Source organism: Streptomyces sp. G45 (assembly GCF_049542095.1).
Classification (GTDB): Bacteria; Actinomycetota; Actinomycetes; order Streptomycetales; family Streptomycetaceae; genus Streptomyces.
The window spans coordinates 7,643,986-7,661,340 of sequence record NZ_JBMUZU010000001.1 but is presented as its reverse complement, the minus strand read 5'-3'; the positions used below and the strand labels follow the sequence as shown (position 1 = coordinate 7,661,340).

Genomic DNA, 17,355 nt, shown 5'->3' with positions numbered 1-17,355 from the left:
CGGCCGTGGCGGCGGGGCCGCCGCGCGGAGGCCCCGGCAGGTCACAGCAGCACGACTCTCTCCGTTCGCTCCATCCCCCACACGTTCCCCCTCCCCCCACGAGGAGACAGCGATGCCACGACCGAACCGTCCCCGCACAGGCGTGAAGGCGCTTGTGGCCAGCGCGTGTTGTGCCGTCCTCGGCGCGGGCCTGCTCGCTGGCGCGGGCACCGCCACCGCGGACCAGCAGACCGCGCGGACCAGCAAGGACACCGCACCGGCCGCCGAGGCCAAGGCCGGGTCCCGCGTGGTCGGCTACTTCACCGAATGGGGCGTCTACGGCCGGAACTACCACGTCAAGAACGTCGAGACGTCCGGCTCCGCCAACAAGCTCACGCACATCAACTACGCCTTCGGCAACGTCCAGGGCGGCCGGTGCACGATGGGCGACGCCTACGCCGCGACCGACAAGGCCTACGGCGCCGACCAGAGCGTCGACGGCGTGGCCGACACCTGGGACCAGCCGCTGCGCGGCAACTTCAACCAGCTGCGCAAGCTCAAGAAGAAGCACCCGAACCTCAAGATCCTGTGGTCCTTCGGCGGCTGGACCTGGTCCGGCGGCTTCACCCAGGCCGCCCAGAACCCCCAGGCCTTCGCCCAGTCCTGCTACGACCTGGTCGAGAACTCCAAGTGGGCCGACGTCTTCGACGGCATCGACATCGACTGGGAGTACCCCAACGCCTGCGGCCTGACCTGCGACACCAGCGGGCGCGCCGCGTACAAGAACCTGATGGCCGCCGTGCGCGCCAAGTTCGGCCCCAACTACCTGGTGACGTCGGCGATTCCGGCCGACGCCGCGGCGGGCGGCAAGATCGACGCGGCGGACTACGCGGGCGCCGCCCAGTACGTCGACTGGTACAACCCGATGACGTACGACTTCTTCGGCGCCTGGGACGCCAAGGGACCGACGGCGCCCCACTCGCCGCTCAGCTCCTACCCCCGCATCCCGAAGCCCGACTGGCACTCGCAGGCCACGATCGCCAAGCTCAAGGGCCTCGGCATCCCGTCCGACAAGCTGCTGCTCGGCCTCGGCTTCTACGGCCGCGGCTGGACCGGCGTCACGCAGAAGGAGCCGGGCGGCACCGCGACCGGCCCCGCGCAGGGCACCTACGAGCAGGGCATCGACGACTACAAGGTGCTCAAGACCAAGTGCCCGGCCAACGGCACGGTCGGCGGCACGGCGTACGCGTACTGCGGGAACAACTGGTGGAGCTACGACACCCCGGCGACCATCGCGGGGAAGATGGCCTACAAGAACCAGCAGGGCCTCGGCGGCACCTTCTTCTGGGAGCTCAGCGGCGACACCGCCAACGGTGAGCTGATCAAGGCGATCAACTAGCCGCCACGGCACGTGAGTCAGGGGTGGACGCCCGGCGGGCGTCCACCCCTGACTCGTGTACGCGCCCGCGCGGGTCCGCCTACAGCTCCTCGCGCGGCGGGGCCGGGCAGCCCGGCTCGAACTCCTCGATGACGCGCAGCGTCTCGCCGAGGGTGCGCACTAACAGCTCGCGCACGGTGTCCCGCTCCAGCTCCTTGTGGCTCCGCGGGCCGATCCAGTCGAGGGTGATCCCCTCCACGCTGCACAGCCAGCCGAGCAGCGCGGTGCGCGCGAGCGGCGGGATCTCCCGGCGGCCGTACGCCCCTTCGGCGATCGTGCCGATCATGGCCTCGCGCACCCCGTCCCGTATGGCGTGCACCTCCGCGTCGAAGCCGACGCCGCCGCTCACGATCGTGCGGTACGCCGCCTGGTGGTGCTCGGCGTAGCGCAGATAGCCGTCGATGGTGCGGTGCACCCGCTGCACGCGCGGGAGTTCGGTGTCGCTGCCCGCGCGCTCGACGAGGTCGGCGACCGAGTCCTCGATGATCGCAAGGTAGTAGCCGCGCTTGGACTTGAAGTAGTAGTAGATCAGGCCCTTCGCGACCCCCGCGTGGCGGGCGATGTCGTCCATCGAGAGCGCGTCGTAGGACGTGTCGGCGAACAGCTTCCGGCCGATGGCGATGAGTTCGGCGCGGCGCGCGTGCGAGCGGTCGGTGGCGCGCGCACGCGGCCGCTCCGGCTCGGAGGAACGATCGGCACCGCGCTGTTGACTATTATTCAATTTCGGCCCTAGTCTCCAACTGCCTCGGAAATAGCCGCAGTATGGCAGACCCCTGTGTTCCGTCCGGCCCGCTGCGGCCCTTCGGCGGCGCTCCGCCACGCACTCCCCCCTGCACACTCCTTGCACGCTCCCCTTGCGCACGCGACGACGTACGGGAGGACGACAGTGAGCACAGCACAGCGGTCCCTGGGCGAGGGCAGAACCAACTGGAAGAAGGCGGCCGTGGTCGCGCTGCCCGCGTTCGTCGCGGTGGGCGCGATGGCGTCGGTGATGGCCGAGGGCGCGCTCGCCGCGTCCTTCGCGGTCTCCGGCACCAGCTTCCAGGTCTCCTCGGGCAAGCTGACCAGCAAGGGCCTGGCCAGCTACGTGGAGACCGACCGCAGCGTCGACGGCAAGGGCCACCCGGTGGCCCTGCTCGGCATCGGGGACGCGACGCTCTCCGACATCTGCCAGGCCGCCGAGGTCAAGACGCCGCTCGGCACGGTGGTGTTCAAGCTGACCGCGGGCGGCGACGCGGGCAACGTGACCGCGAGCAACCTGGTCATCGACGGCGAGGACCTGGTGGGCGACGCCCGCTTCGGCACCGCGCAGATCGGCCGGGACGCCTCGACGCTCGACGAGGTGTCCGGCGTCAAGGGCGAGAAGGGCAAGTTCGGCCTCCAGGCCGGGAACATCGAGGTGTCGAAGGTCAGGTCCCACGCCTGGTCGGCGACCGGCGGGAACTTCCGGCTCAAGGGCATGCGGCTCGACGTCAGCCTGGGCGGCGGGAAGTGCTTCTGAGCGGGCCCGGGGCGCCGCGCCCCGGGGGCTGGCTCGACGAGCGGCTTCCGCTGCGGGAGGCGCGCCGGGTGTTCCGCCGGTGGCGGCGCACCCGGCCCTTCTGGGGCGGGCTGCTGCTCGTCCTGGGCGGCGCCGAACTGCTGGTGGTGCCGCTGTCGCCGCTGACCGTCCTGGTCAGCCTGGGGATCGGCGGCATCGCGGCGATCGGCATCGGCATCGCGCTGGTGGTCGCCGGGGTCTTCCTGTGGGTGCTGCCGGGCGCCCACCACTACGTGTCGGTCAACGCGCTGATCCTCTCGGTGCTGTCGTTCGCGGCGACCAACCTCGGCGGGTTCCTGGTGGGCATGGTGCTCGGCATCGTGGGCAGCGCGCTCGGGTTCGGCTGGACGCCCGTGGCGCAGGACGACCAGGAGGCGACGGGCGCGCCGAAGGTCCGCGACGGGCAGGGCACGCGGACCCTCGCCGTGCTGCTTCCGGTGGTCCTCGCCGGGGCGGCGCTGTGGGGCGCGGTCCCGGCGCGGGCCGCTGCTCCCGGCGACGGCGCGGTGGCGGCCCGGACCCCGCCGACGGTGACGACCACGCTGTTCGCGCCGCGGGGCTTCATCGTCGCGGGCGTCCGGACGGTCCCCACCGCGGACGGCCCGCTGAAGGTGATGGTCCTGCGCATGGACGCGGCCTCGCTCACCGACTACCGCCTGCGGACCCGCGACGGCTCCAGGGAGCTGTCGCTCGCCGCCGACACGTTGGACCTGCGCGGCAAGGTGACGCTGTACCTGACCAAGTTCCGCGGCTGCGTCGAGGGCCTGCTCTGCATCACCTTCACGCCCGACAGGCTGCCCGTGCCACCGCTCGTACCGCCCTTCGTGTTCATGACGGACGTCAGCGCCGAGCAGGCCCTGGTCACCTCGGACGTGATCGACGCGGGCGGCCTCAGCCTGCGGGCGCACCCCTGAACCGTCTCCGGCAGGTCCTGGGAGGTCACCGTGGTCCAGATCCAGGCCGCGCTGTTCTGGGCGTACGCGGTGGGCGCGGGCTCCGCGCTCGCCGCGGGACGCCAGTTGCGGGTGTGGGAGCGGATCAACGCGGGCGAGGGCCCGCGCACGCGCAGCCGCGCCGCCAACCCGTATCTGGCCCTGACGCTGCTGTTCGCGGCGGTGCTCATGGTGCCGACGGGGCTGTTCCTGCTGTGGCAGAACCCGTCGTGGGCGACCATGCACGTCGCGCGCGGCCACGACGGGCTCTGGGCGGGCTTCGTGCTGCTGTACGCGGGCGGCATCCCGGTGGCCGCCGTCCTCGGGTTCGTCGCGGCGCAGGCCCTGGTCCTGGTGGGCGCGGGCTACGGGGCGTACCTCCAGTGCGTCGGCGGCCACTTCCTGCTGTTCGGGACGCTGGTGCACGGCTGGGACGGCAGCGGCTACGAGCGGTTCCTGTCCCCGGGGCGCGCGACCACGCCGACTGGGCGGAGGACAGCGTGGTCAACAACGCCCTGGACTTCCTGACGTCCGGCACGTTCCTCGCGCTGCTCGTCTTCGGCGCCGCGGTCGTCGGCACGCTGCTGGTGACGCAGGTCGGCTGGCTGCTGGAGGGCTGGGCGCTGCCGGGCGCGGACGCGGACCGGGGGGTGCCGCGCGTCCTGGCCGTCGCCATCGCGGCGGCCGGGGTCTACGGCTTGCCGTTCGCCGGTGCCGTCATCGCGAGCGTCCTGGTGCGGCTGCTCGGCGCCTGGCTGGGGCTTGCGCTGTTCGCGGTGGTCGCGGGCGTCGTGCTGCTCGCGCGGCGCTCGCCGGTGCGGCGGCTGTACGGCCTGGTGGGCGTCCCCCGCGGGCACTGGCGGGCGGACCCGGCCGCCTCCGCCGGGGCGGCTCAGGTCACAGCAGACCGACCTGAGTGACGAGCATCGCGAGCACCACGACGAGCGTCCAGCCCAGGAGGTGTTCGAGGAGCTTGGGCCCGTCCTCCTTCGGGCCGCCCGTACGGGCCCGGGAGACGGTGGCGGTGGCGGAGCTCGCGGTCATGGCAACTCTCGGTGGATCGTCCGGCAGTGGCTTCCCCCACTGGCCCCTCCACCATGCCAGCGAATCCGCCGGTCACGGGAGAGACGTTGGTCACCCGGGGGCCCGCCCGGCGGACACCGGGCGAACACCGGCGGCTCACCCGGCCGGGTGCCCGGCCGCACCCGTACGGCCGCTCGGCCACAACTGACGCCGGGGGTCGCGCGTCTAATTCGGCGTACGTCGCACGTCCGCGCGCCATCCGACCGAAAGGTTTCCGATGAGTACGTTCACGACGCCCCGCCGCAGAGCGCGGCTCGCCCTCGCGGCGGCCGTCACGGTGGCGGCCGCCCTCACCGGACCGGTCTCGTACGCCACCACCACCCCCACGGACCCCACGGACGCCAAGCCCACGCCGGGCGCCCCCGGCCTCGGCGACCCGATGTTCCCGCTCGACGGCAACGGCGGGTACCGGGTCGACCGCTATCTGCTCGACTTCGACTGGCAGGCCCCGAAGACGCCGTTCGCGGCGACGGCGACCGTCAAGGCGACCGCCACCCAGTCCCTGTCCCGCTTCAACCTCGACTTCGGCGGCAACACCCTGCACGCGGTGACCGTCGACGGCCGGGCCGCGGGCACCGCGCGCGACGGCGACGAGCTGACCGTCACGCCCAAGACGCCGATCGCCAAGGGCCGCGCCTTCACCGTCAAGGTGAGCTACACCGCCGACCCCACGCAGATCAGGCACCGCGACGACGCCATCGAGGACTACGGCTGGATCCCCACGCCCGACGGCACGGTCGTCTACCCGCAGCCCAACGGCGCCCGGCTGATCTTCCCCGCCAACGACCACCCGAGCCAGCGGGCCCCGATCACCTTCCGCATCACCACGCCGAAGGAGCTGACGGCCGTCGCCAACGGCAAGCTGGTCGACCGGAGCGCCAGGCCCGGCGACCGCGTGCGCTGGACGTACGACTCCGAGCAGCCGCTCTCCACCCAGCTCGTGCAGCTCGCGATCGGGAAGTTCACCCTCGACGAGCGCACGGGCCCCGGCGGCCTGCCGATCCGCGACGTGGTGCCGGACGCACTCGTCGAGCCGACCGCGAAGTACCGCAAGCTCACCTCGGACCACCTGGCCTGGCTGCAGGACAGGCTCGGCCCCTACCCGTTCAACCGGTACGGCGTCCTCGTCGGCGACACCGACCTCGGTGTCGCCCTGGAGACCCAGACCCTCTCCCTCGTACCGAAGGCCGACCTGCTCGGCACCCAGGTCGACGCCGAGCGGAACCTGGTGCACGAGCTGGCCCACCAGTGGTTCGGCGACAGCGTCGCGCTCGCCAGCTGGTCCGACCTGTGGGTCAGCGAGGGCCACGCCCGGTTCTACGAGCGGCTGTACTCCGAGGCGCACGGCGGCGACAGCTTCGAGGCGGCGATGAAGGCCGCGTACAAGGCGCACGACCAGTGGCGCAAGGACTTCGGCGCACCCGCCGAGCCCACCGAGCCGAACCTCTTCAAGCGGATGCGCTACGACGGCTCCGCGCTCGTGCTGTACGCGCTGCGCGAGAAGGTCGGCGACGCCACCTTCGAGAAGATCGAGCGGGCCTGGGTCAGCCAGTACCGCGGGAAGACCGCGAGCACCCAGGACTACGTCGACCTGGCGTCGAAGGTCGCGGGCGAGGACCTGGCGGGCTTCCTGAAGCCGTGGCTGTACGGGCCGAAGACGCCGCCGATGCCCGGCCACCCGGACTGGGTGGTGGACCCGGCGACCTGAGCCTCCCGGGCGCCCTGAGCGCGGGCCCCGCCTCCGGCAGTTCCGGGCGGCGGGGCCCCGCGTCAGCGCACGCCGACCGAGGCCAGCGCCGCGAGCTGGGCCTTCGTCGGCCGCAGCGGGAAGTACAGGTAGCAGACGCCGCCGGTGCCGGGGACGACGTTCCCGGCGGCGTTCCTGCGCTTGGTGCGCAGCCACACGTTCTCGAACTCGCGCCGCCGGTAGACCCGGCGCACCGCCGCGTTGCTGGGCGAGGCCGGGTCGTTGGCGACCACGTCCCCGTCGGCGGTGAAGCCGATCACGGTCATCAGATGGCCCGCCGTGCCGTAGCCCGCGCCGGTCAGCTCCTCCTTCAGGAACGACTGGGAGGTGATGACGGGGATGCCCGCGGCGATCAGCCGCTCCGCCTCGGTGAGCGAGGCGAGCCGGGTGACGACGCCCTGCGTGTCGGGGTACGTGGCGGCGTACGCGGCGTTGAACGGCCAGTTGCCGCAGCCGCCGTACTGGTGGTCGTAGGTGAAGCGGGCCGCGTGGCACACCTGCGGGTCGGCGTAGGACGGGTCGACCCAGGCGAGCTGGTCGGCGGTCGGCTCGCGGCCCCAGTACTCCAGGACCATCTGGGAGGAGGTGGGGCTGCACCAGGCCTCGCCGCCGTTGTCGTACTCCGGGTACTGGCCCTTGTGGATCTCCTGCGAGTAGCGCGGCACCGCCAGCTCCCTGGCGAGGCCCGGGGTCGAGGCGGGCACCGTAAAGCGGTCGGGCACGGCCGAGGCCATGGCGCCGAGCCGCCACACCGTGGGGGTGAGGGCGGTGCCGGGCGCCCGGTACAGGGTCAGGCGCAGGCGGTAGGCGGTCAGGCGCTGGGGCGCGGCGGTGTCGTCGATCGCCACGGTGTCCGTCCAGACGGAGGACGTGCCGTCCCGCTGGCCGTCGACCGAGGTGCGGCGGATGACGGGGGCGCCGGGGTCCTCCCGGTCGTCGCCGGAGGTCCAGCGGCCGAGGACGTACCAGGGCGTCCTCGTGCCGTCGGTGTAGCGGCCCTCCACCTCGACCTGGATCCAGGTGCCCACGGGGGTGCGGGCGTTCCAGGAGGCGATGACCTCGGTGGCGGCCACGGCGGGGCGGTGCACCGGGCCGGTCCACCGGGCGTACTCCCAGGTGCTGGTCCTGCCGGTGTGCGGGTCGGCGTAGGAGACGGTGCCGAGGGGCCGGGCCAGCTCGACGCCCGCGCGGGGCCTGGCGACGGTGCGGGTGCCGTCGGCCGTTCCGGCGGCCCAGTCCTTGGGGGTGGTCCAGAAGCGGTTGTCCACCTGGCGGTCGGCGCGCGGCGGGCGTGGGCGGGCGGCGGGAGCGGCCGGGGGTGTCGAGGCTGCGGCACCGGCGGTGGTGGCCGCGGCGACCGCGACGCCCGCCGCGGTGGTGAGCATTCTTCTGCGGGACATGCTGTCCATGGTCGGGCCCCCAGTCGGCGTGGGTTCCGGCGCCCGCCGGGCGGCGGTGGCCGCCAGCCGGACGATGATGGTCAGGTGCACGACAGTGCGCCCACCATGACCGCTCCCTGGTGGGTTCCACCAGCGTCCCGACACCGAAGACCCCGACCACCATTGGCCTCTACCACTGGCATGACCTGGGCCGGTGCCCCGCACCACGGCGACCACCCGGGGCACGGCCCCTGCGCCTAGGCTGTCGGGTGATGACAGAAACGCACCGCGAGCCCCCGGCGCCCCTCCCGGCGCCACCCCCGCCGCCCGAGCCGCCCGAGCCGTCCCTGGCCCGCCTCGCCGACGCGCTGCGGCGGCTGCCGCCGTCCTGCGGCCCGGTCCGCCTGGTCGCCGTCGACGGGCACGCGGGCAGCGGCAAGTCGACCTTCGCCGGGCGGCTCGCGGCGGCGCTCGGCGGCGCGCCGGTCCTGCACCTCGACGACATCGCCAGCCACGCGGCCCTCTTCGACTGGACCGAGCGGCTGCGGCACCAAGTGCTCGACCCCCTGTCCCGGGGCGAAGCGGCGCACTACGCGGCGTACAACTGGACCGCGCGCCGCTACGGCCCCGCGAACCGCCCCCTGCCGCCCGCCCCCGTCGTCCTCCTGGAAGGCGTCGGCGCCGGACGCCGGGCGCTGCGCCCGTTCCTGGCGGCACTGCTGTGGATGGACCTGCCGCGCGCCGACTCCTGGGCCCGGGGGCGCCGCCGTGACGGACCGGCACAGCGTGACTTCTGGGACGGCTGGGAGGCCGCCGAACAGCGCCATTTCGCCGCGGATCCGTCCCGGCCCGCCGCACGCCTGCTGGTACGGGAGGTTTCCGAGGGACACTCCGAGGGATACGAGGTGCTGGCGGGGCCCGCTGGAACCGCAGCCGAGGCCCAGATCATCACGGAGGGTGAGGGGCGGTCGGCAGCGCGCTGAACCCGGCCCACCGGTAGCCAAGCGTCCGTTCCGGACGGCATGGCCAGTTTTCGCCAGTGCCCCAACTCGGCTTGACCCAGGGGGCTTACAGGACTTACGTTCTCAATGTGCGGCCTTTCGGGTCGCCCCGCAGCGCGAAGCCCCCGGTTGTTCCCCGTGATCGGGGGCTTCGTTCTGCCCGGACAGCTCCCCCGGCGGACGCCGCCAGGCGCCGGACGCTCACCCTCGGTGACCATCGCGCCCCGGCCGACGAGCGGCTTTCCGCAGGCCCCGCCGCCGATCCCACCGTGCGGCACCCTACGGCCGGGCCCCTTGCCGCAGGTACGATGCCTCTCGGTGCTACCGACGGACGGCGGCTGCCCGCACCCGGTGAACTCCCGTCAACTCCCGTCCACGGCACGGCGGTTCAGCACAGCCGACGGGCGAGGGGCCCGGCGGCGCACCAGCGGGGGCACGGTTTGTGGGGGACGTGATGGACTTCGGCACGCAGGGCCCGACCGCCCCGGCCGACCTCGCCTGGCTGCGGGGCGTCGACGCCTACACCATGGGCGCCTATCCGCAGGCCGAGGAGGAGTTCCGCGCCGCGGTGCGGATGGACCCGGCCATGGCGGACGGCTGGCTCGGCCTGCACGCGCTGCGCGTCGACACGACCACGGCGCTGCTGAGGATGTTCCAGCACCGGGACCGCTTCGGCGAGCAGCGCGCCCGGCACCGGCGCACCCTCAACTCCTGGTACTGGCTCGGCTGGTGGGTGCAGCCCGTCCTGGAGTCCACCCGCGACCTGCTGCTGGCGCACGCCTCGCACTGGCTCGACGGCCGCCACGTCCCCGAGCTGGACCGGGCGCTCGCCGGGCTCCCGCCCGTCGACGCCGACGGCCAGGTCCGCTTCCTGCACGCCTGCCGCGCCTATCTGGTCAAGGACTGGGAGCAGTTGGCGCGGCACACCGACCCGCTGATCGACGACCCCATGCTCGGCATCGAGGCGGGCCTGTTCGGCGGCATGGCCCGGGTCCGCCTGGAGATGTACGGACAGGCCGAACCGCTGCTCTCCGCCGCCCTCATGCGGTGCCGCAGCGAGCAGCCCCAGCGCAAGGAGCTGCGCTACTGGCTCGCCCGCGCCCACGAGGGCACCGGCCGCTCCGCCGCCGCCCTGCCGCTGTACCGCGCGGTGCACCGCGTCGACCCCAGCTTCATGGACACCTCCGCCCGGCTCGCGGCGATCGCCGAGGGCGACGGCTACGACGACGGCGCCGACCTCGCCGCCGTCTCCCTGCCCGGCCTCGGCCAGGACGCCCTCGAATCGCCCGACGGCGTCGACGCCCTGTTCGGCGCCGAGGGCCGCGACCTGAAGGTCACCGAGCCCGAACTGCCGCCCGGCGGCGGCCCGGTCGACCCCGAGGTCCCCGGCGACACCGGCGCCGTGCGCGAGAAGGCCGTCATCCCCGTCAAGCCCGCCCCGCCCCAGCCGCCGCCCGGCCCCACCGACCCCGAACTGCTCGCCGACGCCCTCGCCGAGCTGGAGCGCATGGTCGGCCTCGAACCCGTCAAGCGCCAGGTCAAGGCGCTGTCCGCGCAGCTCAACATGGCCCGTCTGCGCGCCGCCCAGGGCCTGCCGGTGCAGCCGCCGAAACGACACTTCGTCTTCTCCGGTCCCTCCGGCACCGGCAAGACGACCGTCGCCCGCATCCTCGGCCGGGTCTTCTACGCGCTCGGTCTGCTCGGCGGCGACCACCTGGTGGAGGCCCAGCGCGCCGACCTGGTCGGCGAGTACCTCGGCCAGACCGCCGTGAAGGCCAACGAGCTGATCGACTCGGCCATCGGCGGCGTCCTGTTCGTCGACGAGGCGTACGCCCTGTCCAACTCCGGTTACGGCAAGGGCGACGCGTACGGCGACGAGGCCCTCCAGGTGCTGCTCAAGCGCGCCGAGGACAACCGCGACCACCTGGTGGTGATCCTCGCCGGGTACCCCGAGGGCATGGACCGCCTCCTCGCCGCCAACCCCGGCCTGTCCTCGCGCTTCACCACCCGCGTCGACTTCCCCTCGTACCGGCCCCTGGAACTCACCGCGATCGGCGAGGTCCTGGCCGCCGAGAACGGCGACGTGTGGGACGAGGAGGCCCTGGACGAGCTGCGCTCCATCAGCGGCCACGTCGTCGACCAGTCCTGGATCGACGAGCTGGGCAACGGCCGGTTCCTGCGCACGCTGTACGAGAAGAGCTGCGCGTACCGGGACCTGCGGCTCTCCGGCTACCCCGGCGAGCCGTCCCGCACGGACCTGGCCACCCTCCGCCTGCCCGACCTGATGCAGGCGTACGGCGAGGTCCTCTCCGGCCGGGGACCCACGGGGCCGCCCGGGGCCTGACCCCGGCCCCTGGACCCCCTGGGCACGCCCAACGGCCCATGGCCTACCAGCCGCCCCGCGCGGCGCCGGAAACGGGCGGGCGGGTAGGAACTCCGTCATCCGTTAGAGGCGTTTGGCGTCCAACCCCTCCGCCCCCGGCGAGAACTCCGCGATCCTGCCCGGGTGACCACCTGGCTGGCATGGGGCTTCTTCGCCACCACCGTGGCGATGATCACCGCCGGAGGGGCCCTCTGGGCGGCGACCGACTTCGGCTTCCAGCTCGCCGTGGACAGCTTCGTGCTCACGGACACCGTCCTCGCCCTGGTCTTCGCCACCAGCGGCGCGCCCGTCGCCTGGCGCCGCCCCGGCAACCCCATCGGCTGGCTGCTGCTGTGCGGCGGCGCCGCGCACGCGACCACGGTCCTGGCGCTCGGCTTCCTCGCCCTCGGCCTGCACGACGGCTGGGGCGAGGGCGCGCTGCGCGTCGTGGTCACCGTGGCCCTCGCCGGATGGCCGCTCGGCCTGCGGCTGTTCGTGCCGATGGCGCTGCTGCTGTTCCCCACCGGCCAGCTGCCGGGCCCGCGCTGGCGGCCGGTGGCGTGGGGCACCGCCGGGATCGGGGTCGTCTTCTGGCTGTGGAGCGTGACCACGCCCCACCCGTACGTGGTCGGCGGGCCGTCCGGCTATCTGCGCGTCCTGAGCTGGCCGCCGCTCGAACCATACCGGCCGCAGACCGACCTCCTCGGCATCTTCTTCCCCCTGCTCATCGACCTCGCCGCGCTGGTCGTGCGCTACCGCTGGGGCGACGAGCGGCTGCGGCGGCAGATGCTGTGGCTGATGCTGGCCGTGCTGTGCGCGGTGCCCTGGTGGCCGCTCGGCATGAACGCGGAGGCGCTCCAGGTGTTCATCGTGGCCCAGCCCCTGGCGATCGCCGTCGCCATCCTGCGCCCGCAGGTCCTGGACATCCAGTGGGTGGTCTCCCGGGCCCTGCTGTACCTGGCGCTGTCGCTCGGGGTGCTCGGGGTGTACACGGCCGTGGTGCTGTTCCTGGACCGGGTGCTGCGCGACACCTTCCACCTGGGCGGCGCCGCGCTCGTCGCCGTGGGCGTCGCCATCGCCTTCCACCCCGTGCGCGGGCGGCTCCAGCGGATCATCGACCGGCTCCTGTACGGGGACCGGGGCGACCCGGTGCGCGCCCTCGACCGCCTGGGCGCCCGGCTCTCCACCGAGGCGGGCCTGGACGAGCTGCTGCTCACCGTCCGCGACGCGCTGCGCCTGCCGTACGCGGCGCTGCGCCTTCAGGGCCGGGCGGTGGCCGTGTCCGGCATCCCGCCGCCCGGCTGCACGGTGGTGCCGCTGCCCGCCCCCGGCACCCGGGGCGCCGAGCTGGTCGTCGGGACCCGCCGCGGGCAGGCCCGGCTGAGCACCGAGGACCTGCGCGCCCTGCAGATCCTGGTCGTACCGCTGGGCGTCGCGGTGCGGGCGACCGTCCTGTCCGAGGAGCTGCGGTCCTCCCGGGAGCACCTGGTGTCCGCCCGCGAGGAGGAGCGCCGCCGCCTGCGCCGCGATCTGCACGACGGGCTCGGCCCGACCCTCACCGGTCTCGCCTTCACCGCCGACGCCGCCCGCAACCTGGTGCGCGCGGACCCCGGCACCGCCGAGCGGCTGCTCGACCAGCTCCGCGGGCACGCCAGCGGCGCCATCGACGAGATCCGCCGCCTCGTGGAGGGCCTGAGGCCGCCCGCCCTCGACGAGCTGGGCCTGGTCGCGGCCCTGTCCCGGCAGGCGGAGCGGCTCAGCCACCGCGAGGGCGGCGCCCCGCTCACCATCACCGTCGACGCGCCTCGGTCGCTCCCCCGGCTTCCGGCCGCGGTCGAGGTGGCCGCGTACCGCATCGCGACCGAGGCGCTGACCAACGCCGCCCGGCACTCACGGGCCGACCACGCGCTGGTCCGCATCCGCGTCGACGGCGACCACGACGGGCTGCGCATCGACGTCACCGACAACGGCGGCCCGCCCGCCGGTCCGTGGCGGCCCGGAGTGGGCCTGTCCACGATGGCCGAGCGGGCCGCCGAACTCGCCGGCTGGTGCCACTGCGGGCCGGGCCCGGACGGCGGGGAGGTTTGCGCCGTCCTGCCGCTGCGCCCGCGGTAGCACCCGCACGGCTCCATACGGCTGAGTGCCTGGCCACATCAGCCGTACAGGCTCCAGAGGAGCCGCAGGGCGAACTCCCCGACGGCGACCCCACTCGTCGCCCCGTCACCTCCTTCCGCCGCGGCGCCGAGACTGATCCCCGTGAAGCCGATGAAGAGGGCAGCGGCGGCGAGCGTGGCCATGCCGACGTTCTTGTAGCTCCGGTTCATGGCGTTCCTTTCGGGGAGTGCCGGTGCGGCAGTTACGGAAGGTCGGCTGTCCCTTCATGCCCCACAGGGTGCCCCGCGCGGGCACCCGCGGGTCAGGGAGCGTCATCCGCCGGGCGCCGGGAACGCCTCCCGGGGGAACTGGGTGCACGACCCCGGGACAGCGGGGCGCGCGCCCGCGATGATGTGAGTGACGGAACTCGCCCGTGCCGACCTGCCGTTGGGAGCCCGCGCCGTGCCGATGCCCGCCGAGCCCACCGTGTCCCCCCGCTCCCCGGGGGCCCCGGAGTCACCCGCGCTCACCGTGGTCCTGGCCGACGACCATCCCGTGGTGCGCGGGGGCCTGCGGGCGCTGCTCGGCTCCATCGCGGGGATCACGGTGGTCGGCGAGGCGGCGGGCGGGCGCGACGCGGTGCGCGAGACGCTGCTCCACCGGCCGCGGGTGCTGGTCGTCGACCTGGAGATGCCGGACCTCGACGGGGTCGCCGCGACCCGCGAGGTGCTCGCGTCGGCGCCCGACACGGCGGTGCTCGTCCTGACGATGTTCGAGGACGACGAGTCGGTGTTCGCGGCGATGCGGGCGGGCGCCCGCGGATACATCCTCAAGGGCGCCACGCAGGACGAGATCGTCCGGGCGGTGCGCTGCGTCGCCGCCGGTGAGGCCATCTTCGGGCCCCGGATCGCCCGCCGGGTCGCCGAGTGGATGGCGCGGCCGCGGGACGCGGCGGCCCGGTCGCCGTTCCCGGAGCTGACCGCGCGGGAGCTGGAGGTGCTCGACCTGATCGCCGCCGGTCTCGCCAACCCGGCGATCGCCCGGCGGCTTCAGCTCGCCCCGAAGACGATCAGCAACCACATCTCGGCGATCTTCATAAAGCTCCAGGTGGCCGACCGGGCGACGGCCATCGTGCGGGCCCGCGAGGCCGGGCTTGGCCGGTCCTGAGCGGGTTCATCGCGGGTCCGGGCCGGGGGCCTTGAGCGGGTTCATCGCGCTGCGCGCGGGTCCGGGCCGGGGGCCTTGGGCGGGTTCATCGCGCTGCGCGCTCGTCCTCAATCGCCGGACGGGCTGTAGTTCGCTCGTCCGGCGCTTGAGGGTGCCGCTCGTCCCGTTGCGGGGTCAGCTCACCAGTTGCCTGCCCCGGTCCGGGGCCGTGCGGGGGACCGTGACGCGGTGGGTGGGGTCCTTGACCTCGCCCACGAGGAGTTCCAGTACGTCCTCCAGGGCCACCAGGCCGAGGACCCTGCCGGTGGGGTCGGCGACCTGGGCCAGGTGGGTCGCGGCGTGGCGCATCACCGTCAGGGCGTCGTCCAGGGGCAGTTCGGCGCGCAGCGTGGTCATCTGGTGCCAGACCCGCTGCGGCACCGCGCGGTCGGTGTCCTCCAGGTCGAGGACGTCCTTCACGTGCAGATAGCCCATGAAGGCGCCGCCCTCCGCCCGCACCGGGAAGCGGGAGTAACCGGTGCGGGCGGTGAGCTCCACGACCTGGTCCGGGGTGACCGAGGGGTCCACGGTCACCAGGGACGCGCTGTCGAGCAGGACGTCCGTGACGGGGCGCGAGCCCAGCTCCAGGGCGTCCTCCAGGCGTTCCTGGGCCTGCGGGTCGAGCAGCCCCGCCTGCCCGGAGTCCTCCACGAGGCGGCCGAGTTCCACGCTGGTGAAGACCGCCTCCACCTCGTCCTTCGGCTCGACGCGGAACAGCCGCAGCACGACGCGGGCGCACGCCCCGAGCGCGGCCGTCACCGGACGGCACAGCCGGGCGAAGGCCACCAGGGCGGGGCTGAGCCACAGCGCGGTGCGCTCCGGAGCGGCCATCGCCAGGTTCTTCGGGACCATCTCGCCGATGACGAGGTGCAGGAAGACGACGACGGCGAGCGCGATCACATATCCGAGGGGGTGGATCACGCCCTCGGGCAGGTGCGCCGCGGCGAACACCGGCTCCAGGAGGTGCGCCACGGTCGGCTCGGCGACCGCGCCGAGCGTCAGCGAGCAGACCGTGATGCCGAACTGGGCGGCGGCCATCATCTGCGGCAGGTGTTCCAGCCCGTACAGGACCTGCCGTGACCGCTTGGTGCCCAGCGGCTCGATCTGGCTGCGGCGCACGGACACCAGCGCGAACTCGGCCCCGACGAAGAAGCCGTTGGCGAGCACGAGCAGCAGCGCGAACAGGAGTTGCAGGGCGCTCATCGGACGGCCTCCGCGACGCCCGCCGCGGCCCGCGCGGGTTCGGTACCGGCGCCGGTGCGCACGAGCCGTACCCGCTCCGCCCGGTTGTGGCCGACCTGCCGCACCGACAGGCGCCAGCCGGGCAGGTCGGCGCGGTCGCCGGGGGCCGGGATGCGGCCGAGCAGGTCGGCGACGAGACCGGCCACGGTCTCGTAGGGGCCTTCCGGCACCTCCAGGCCTATGCGCTGGAGCGTGTCGACACGGCAGCCGCCGTCGGCGTCCCAGGCGGGGCGGCCGTCCTCGGCGGGGGCCGCGGCCAGCTCCGGCAGGTCCTGGCCGTCGTGCTCGTCGCGGACCTCGCCGACGAGTTCCTCGACGATGTCCTCCAGGGTGACGACTCCGGCGGTGCCGCCGTACTCGTCGACGACGACCGCCATCGGCTGCTCGCTGCGCAGCCGCTCCAGGAGGGGCTGCACGGGCAGCGTCTCCGGGACGAGCAGGGGGCTCTTGGCGATGTGCCCGACGGGCGTGCGCAGTCGGCGGTCCGCGGGGACGGCGAGGGCGTCCTTGAGGTACACCACGCCGACGACCTCGTCGATCCGCTCGCGGTAGACCGGGAAGCGGGACAGGCCGGTGGCGCGGGTCAGGTTGACGACGTCCTCGGCGGTCGCGGAGGCCTGGAGGGCGCTGACCTTCACGCGCGGCGTCATCACGTGCTGCGCGGTGAGGCCGCCGAGCGACAGGGTGCGTACGAACAGGTCGGCGGTGTCCTGCTCCAGGGCACCGGCGCGGGCCGAGTGCCGGGCGAGCGAGACGAGTTCGCCGGGGGTGCGGGCGGAGGCCAGCTCGTCGGCGGGCTCCACGCCGAGGGCCCGCACGACACGGTTCGCGACGGCGTTGAGACCGGCGATGACCGGCCGGAACAGCCGCGCGAAGGCGTGCTGGGGGCCCGCGACGAACCGCGCGACCTGGAGGGGCCGGGACACCGCCCAGTTCTTGGGCACGAGTTCGCCGATCACCATCTGCACGGCGGAGGCCAGCAGCATGCCGACGGCGACGGAGACGCCGGGCACGGCGCCGTCCGGCAGCCCGGCCGCCGTGAACGGGCCCGCGAGCAGGTGCGCCAGGGCCGGTTCGGCGAGCATGCCGATGACCAGGGAGGTGAGGGTGATGCCGAGTTGGGTGCCAGAGAGCTGGAAGGAGAGTTCCTTCAGGGACGCCACGACCGTGCGCGCCCGGCGGTCGCCCTCGGCGGCGGCCCGCTCGGCGTCCGGCCGCTCCACGGTGACCAGGCCGAACTCGGCGGCGACGAAGAAGCCGTTGGCGAGGATGAGCAGGAAGGCCGCTCCGAGGAGCAGCAGGGGGATGGTCATGGTGCCGCCGCCTCGTGTCGCGCCCGGTGCGGGCGGGTC

Annotated in this window: 16 protein-coding genes; 10 read left to right on the top strand and 6 right to left on the bottom strand. The window is 73.8% G+C overall.

Features of this window, described 5'->3' with window-relative positions; all coding sequences use genetic code 11:
- The first annotated feature begins 112 nt into the window (after nucleotides 1-112).
- Complete coding sequence (locus ACOBQU_RS32550; RefSeq protein ID WP_423632110.1) at nucleotides 113-1,378, top strand: glycoside hydrolase family 18 protein; 1,266 nt, start codon at nucleotides 113-115, stop codon at nucleotides 1,376-1,378.
- A 79-nt stretch (nucleotides 1,379-1,457) separates the two neighbouring features.
- Here the strand turns inward: ACOBQU_RS32550 and ACOBQU_RS32545 are convergent, their stop codons facing one another.
- Nucleotides 1,458-2,138, bottom strand: coding sequence for a TetR/AcrR family transcriptional regulator (locus tag ACOBQU_RS32545; RefSeq protein WP_423632108.1), 681 nt, complete (start codon nucleotides 2,136-2,138; stop codon nucleotides 1,458-1,460).
- Between the two features lie 165 nt (nucleotides 2,139-2,303).
- On the opposite strand from ACOBQU_RS32545, the gene ACOBQU_RS32540 reads away from it, so the two are divergent.
- Genes ACOBQU_RS32540 through ACOBQU_RS32525 form a run of 4 tightly spaced genes read left to right on the top strand, consistent with a single transcriptional unit; the run spans nucleotide 2,304 to nucleotide 4,809 of the window.
- Nucleotides 2,304-2,918, top strand: coding sequence for a DUF6230 family protein (locus ACOBQU_RS32540; RefSeq protein WP_423632106.1), 615 nt, complete (start codon nucleotides 2,304-2,306; stop codon nucleotides 2,916-2,918).
- Complete coding sequence (locus tag ACOBQU_RS32535; RefSeq protein WP_423632104.1) at nucleotides 2,909-3,871, top strand: DUF6114 domain-containing protein; 963 nt, start codon at nucleotides 2,909-2,911, stop codon at nucleotides 3,869-3,871. The genes ACOBQU_RS32540 and ACOBQU_RS32535 overlap by 10 nt, the downstream gene beginning before the upstream one ends.
- A gap of 30 nt (nucleotides 3,872-3,901) precedes the next feature.
- Nucleotides 3,902-4,417 (top strand): hypothetical protein, encoded by a 516-nt coding sequence (locus ACOBQU_RS32530; protein WP_423632102.1) that lies wholly within the window; start codon nucleotides 3,902-3,904, stop codon nucleotides 4,415-4,417.
- Entirely contained in the window at nucleotides 4,390-4,809 is a 420-nt protein-coding gene (locus tag ACOBQU_RS32525; RefSeq protein ID WP_423632100.1) for a hypothetical protein, read from the top strand. Before ACOBQU_RS32530 ends, ACOBQU_RS32525 begins: the two co-directional genes overlap by 28 nt.
- Here ACOBQU_RS32525 and ACOBQU_RS32520 read toward each other — a convergent pair.
- Nucleotides 4,787-4,933 (bottom strand): SCO1431 family membrane protein, encoded by a 147-nt coding sequence (locus tag ACOBQU_RS32520; RefSeq protein WP_423632099.1) that lies wholly within the window; start codon nucleotides 4,931-4,933, stop codon nucleotides 4,787-4,789. The two genes, ACOBQU_RS32525 and ACOBQU_RS32520, sit on opposite strands and share 23 nt — an antisense overlap.
- 256 nt (nucleotides 4,934-5,189) lie before the next feature.
- On the opposite strand from ACOBQU_RS32520, the gene ACOBQU_RS32515 reads away from it, so the two are divergent.
- On the top strand, nucleotides 5,190-6,680 hold the full coding sequence (locus ACOBQU_RS32515) for a M1 family metallopeptidase (protein ID WP_423632097.1): 1,491 nt from the start codon (nucleotides 5,190-5,192) through the stop codon (nucleotides 6,678-6,680).
- 62 nt (nucleotides 6,681-6,742) lie between these two features.
- Here ACOBQU_RS32515 and ACOBQU_RS32510 read toward each other — a convergent pair whose 3' ends face one another.
- A complete protein-coding gene (locus ACOBQU_RS32510; protein WP_423632095.1) occupies nucleotides 6,743-8,119 on the bottom strand; it encodes a peptidase C39 family protein in 1,377 nt (458 codons plus the stop codon).
- 251 nt (nucleotides 8,120-8,370) lie between these two features.
- On the opposite strand from ACOBQU_RS32510, the gene ACOBQU_RS32505 reads away from it, so the two are divergent.
- The 3 genes from ACOBQU_RS32505 to ACOBQU_RS32495 all read left to right on the top strand — a co-directional run bounded on the left by ACOBQU_RS32505 (nucleotide 8,371) and on the right by ACOBQU_RS32495 (nucleotide 13,576).
- On the top strand, nucleotides 8,371-9,081 hold the full coding sequence (locus ACOBQU_RS32505; protein ID WP_423632093.1) for a uridine kinase family protein: 711 nt from the start codon (nucleotides 8,371-8,373) through the stop codon (nucleotides 9,079-9,081).
- Between the two features lie 472 nt (nucleotides 9,082-9,553).
- Nucleotides 9,554-11,443 (top strand): AAA family ATPase, encoded by a 1,890-nt coding sequence (locus ACOBQU_RS32500; protein ID WP_423632091.1) that lies wholly within the window; start codon nucleotides 9,554-9,556, stop codon nucleotides 11,441-11,443.
- Between the two features lie 162 nt (nucleotides 11,444-11,605).
- Nucleotides 11,606-13,576 (top strand): sensor histidine kinase, encoded by a 1,971-nt coding sequence (locus ACOBQU_RS32495; RefSeq protein ID WP_423632089.1) that lies wholly within the window; start codon nucleotides 11,606-11,608, stop codon nucleotides 13,574-13,576.
- 38 nt (nucleotides 13,577-13,614) lie between these two features.
- On the opposite strand, the gene ACOBQU_RS32490 is transcribed toward ACOBQU_RS32495, so the two are convergent.
- Nucleotides 13,615-13,785, bottom strand: a complete 171-nt coding sequence (locus tag ACOBQU_RS32490) for a hypothetical protein (protein WP_423632087.1) — start codon at nucleotides 13,783-13,785, stop codon at nucleotides 13,615-13,617.
- A gap of 187 nt (nucleotides 13,786-13,972) precedes the next feature.
- Between ACOBQU_RS32490 and ACOBQU_RS32485 the strand changes: the two genes are divergently transcribed.
- A complete protein-coding gene (locus ACOBQU_RS32485; RefSeq protein WP_423632085.1) occupies nucleotides 13,973-14,722 on the top strand; it encodes a response regulator in 750 nt (249 codons plus the stop codon).
- A gap of 174 nt (nucleotides 14,723-14,896) precedes the next feature.
- On the opposite strand, the gene ACOBQU_RS32480 is transcribed toward ACOBQU_RS32485, so the two are convergent.
- Together ACOBQU_RS32480 and ACOBQU_RS32475 are read right to left on the bottom strand one after the other, a co-directional pair.
- The gene (locus ACOBQU_RS32480) at nucleotides 14,897-15,964 is read right to left on the bottom strand and encodes a hemolysin family protein (protein ID WP_423632083.1); all 1,068 of its coding nucleotides are present in this window, start codon (nucleotides 15,962-15,964) and stop codon (nucleotides 14,897-14,899) included.
- Complete coding sequence (locus tag ACOBQU_RS32475; RefSeq protein WP_423632081.1) at nucleotides 15,961-17,316, bottom strand: hemolysin family protein; 1,356 nt, start codon at nucleotides 17,314-17,316, stop codon at nucleotides 15,961-15,963. The genes ACOBQU_RS32480 and ACOBQU_RS32475 overlap by 4 nt, the downstream gene beginning before the upstream one ends.
- Nucleotides 17,317-17,355: the final 39 nt, after the last annotated feature.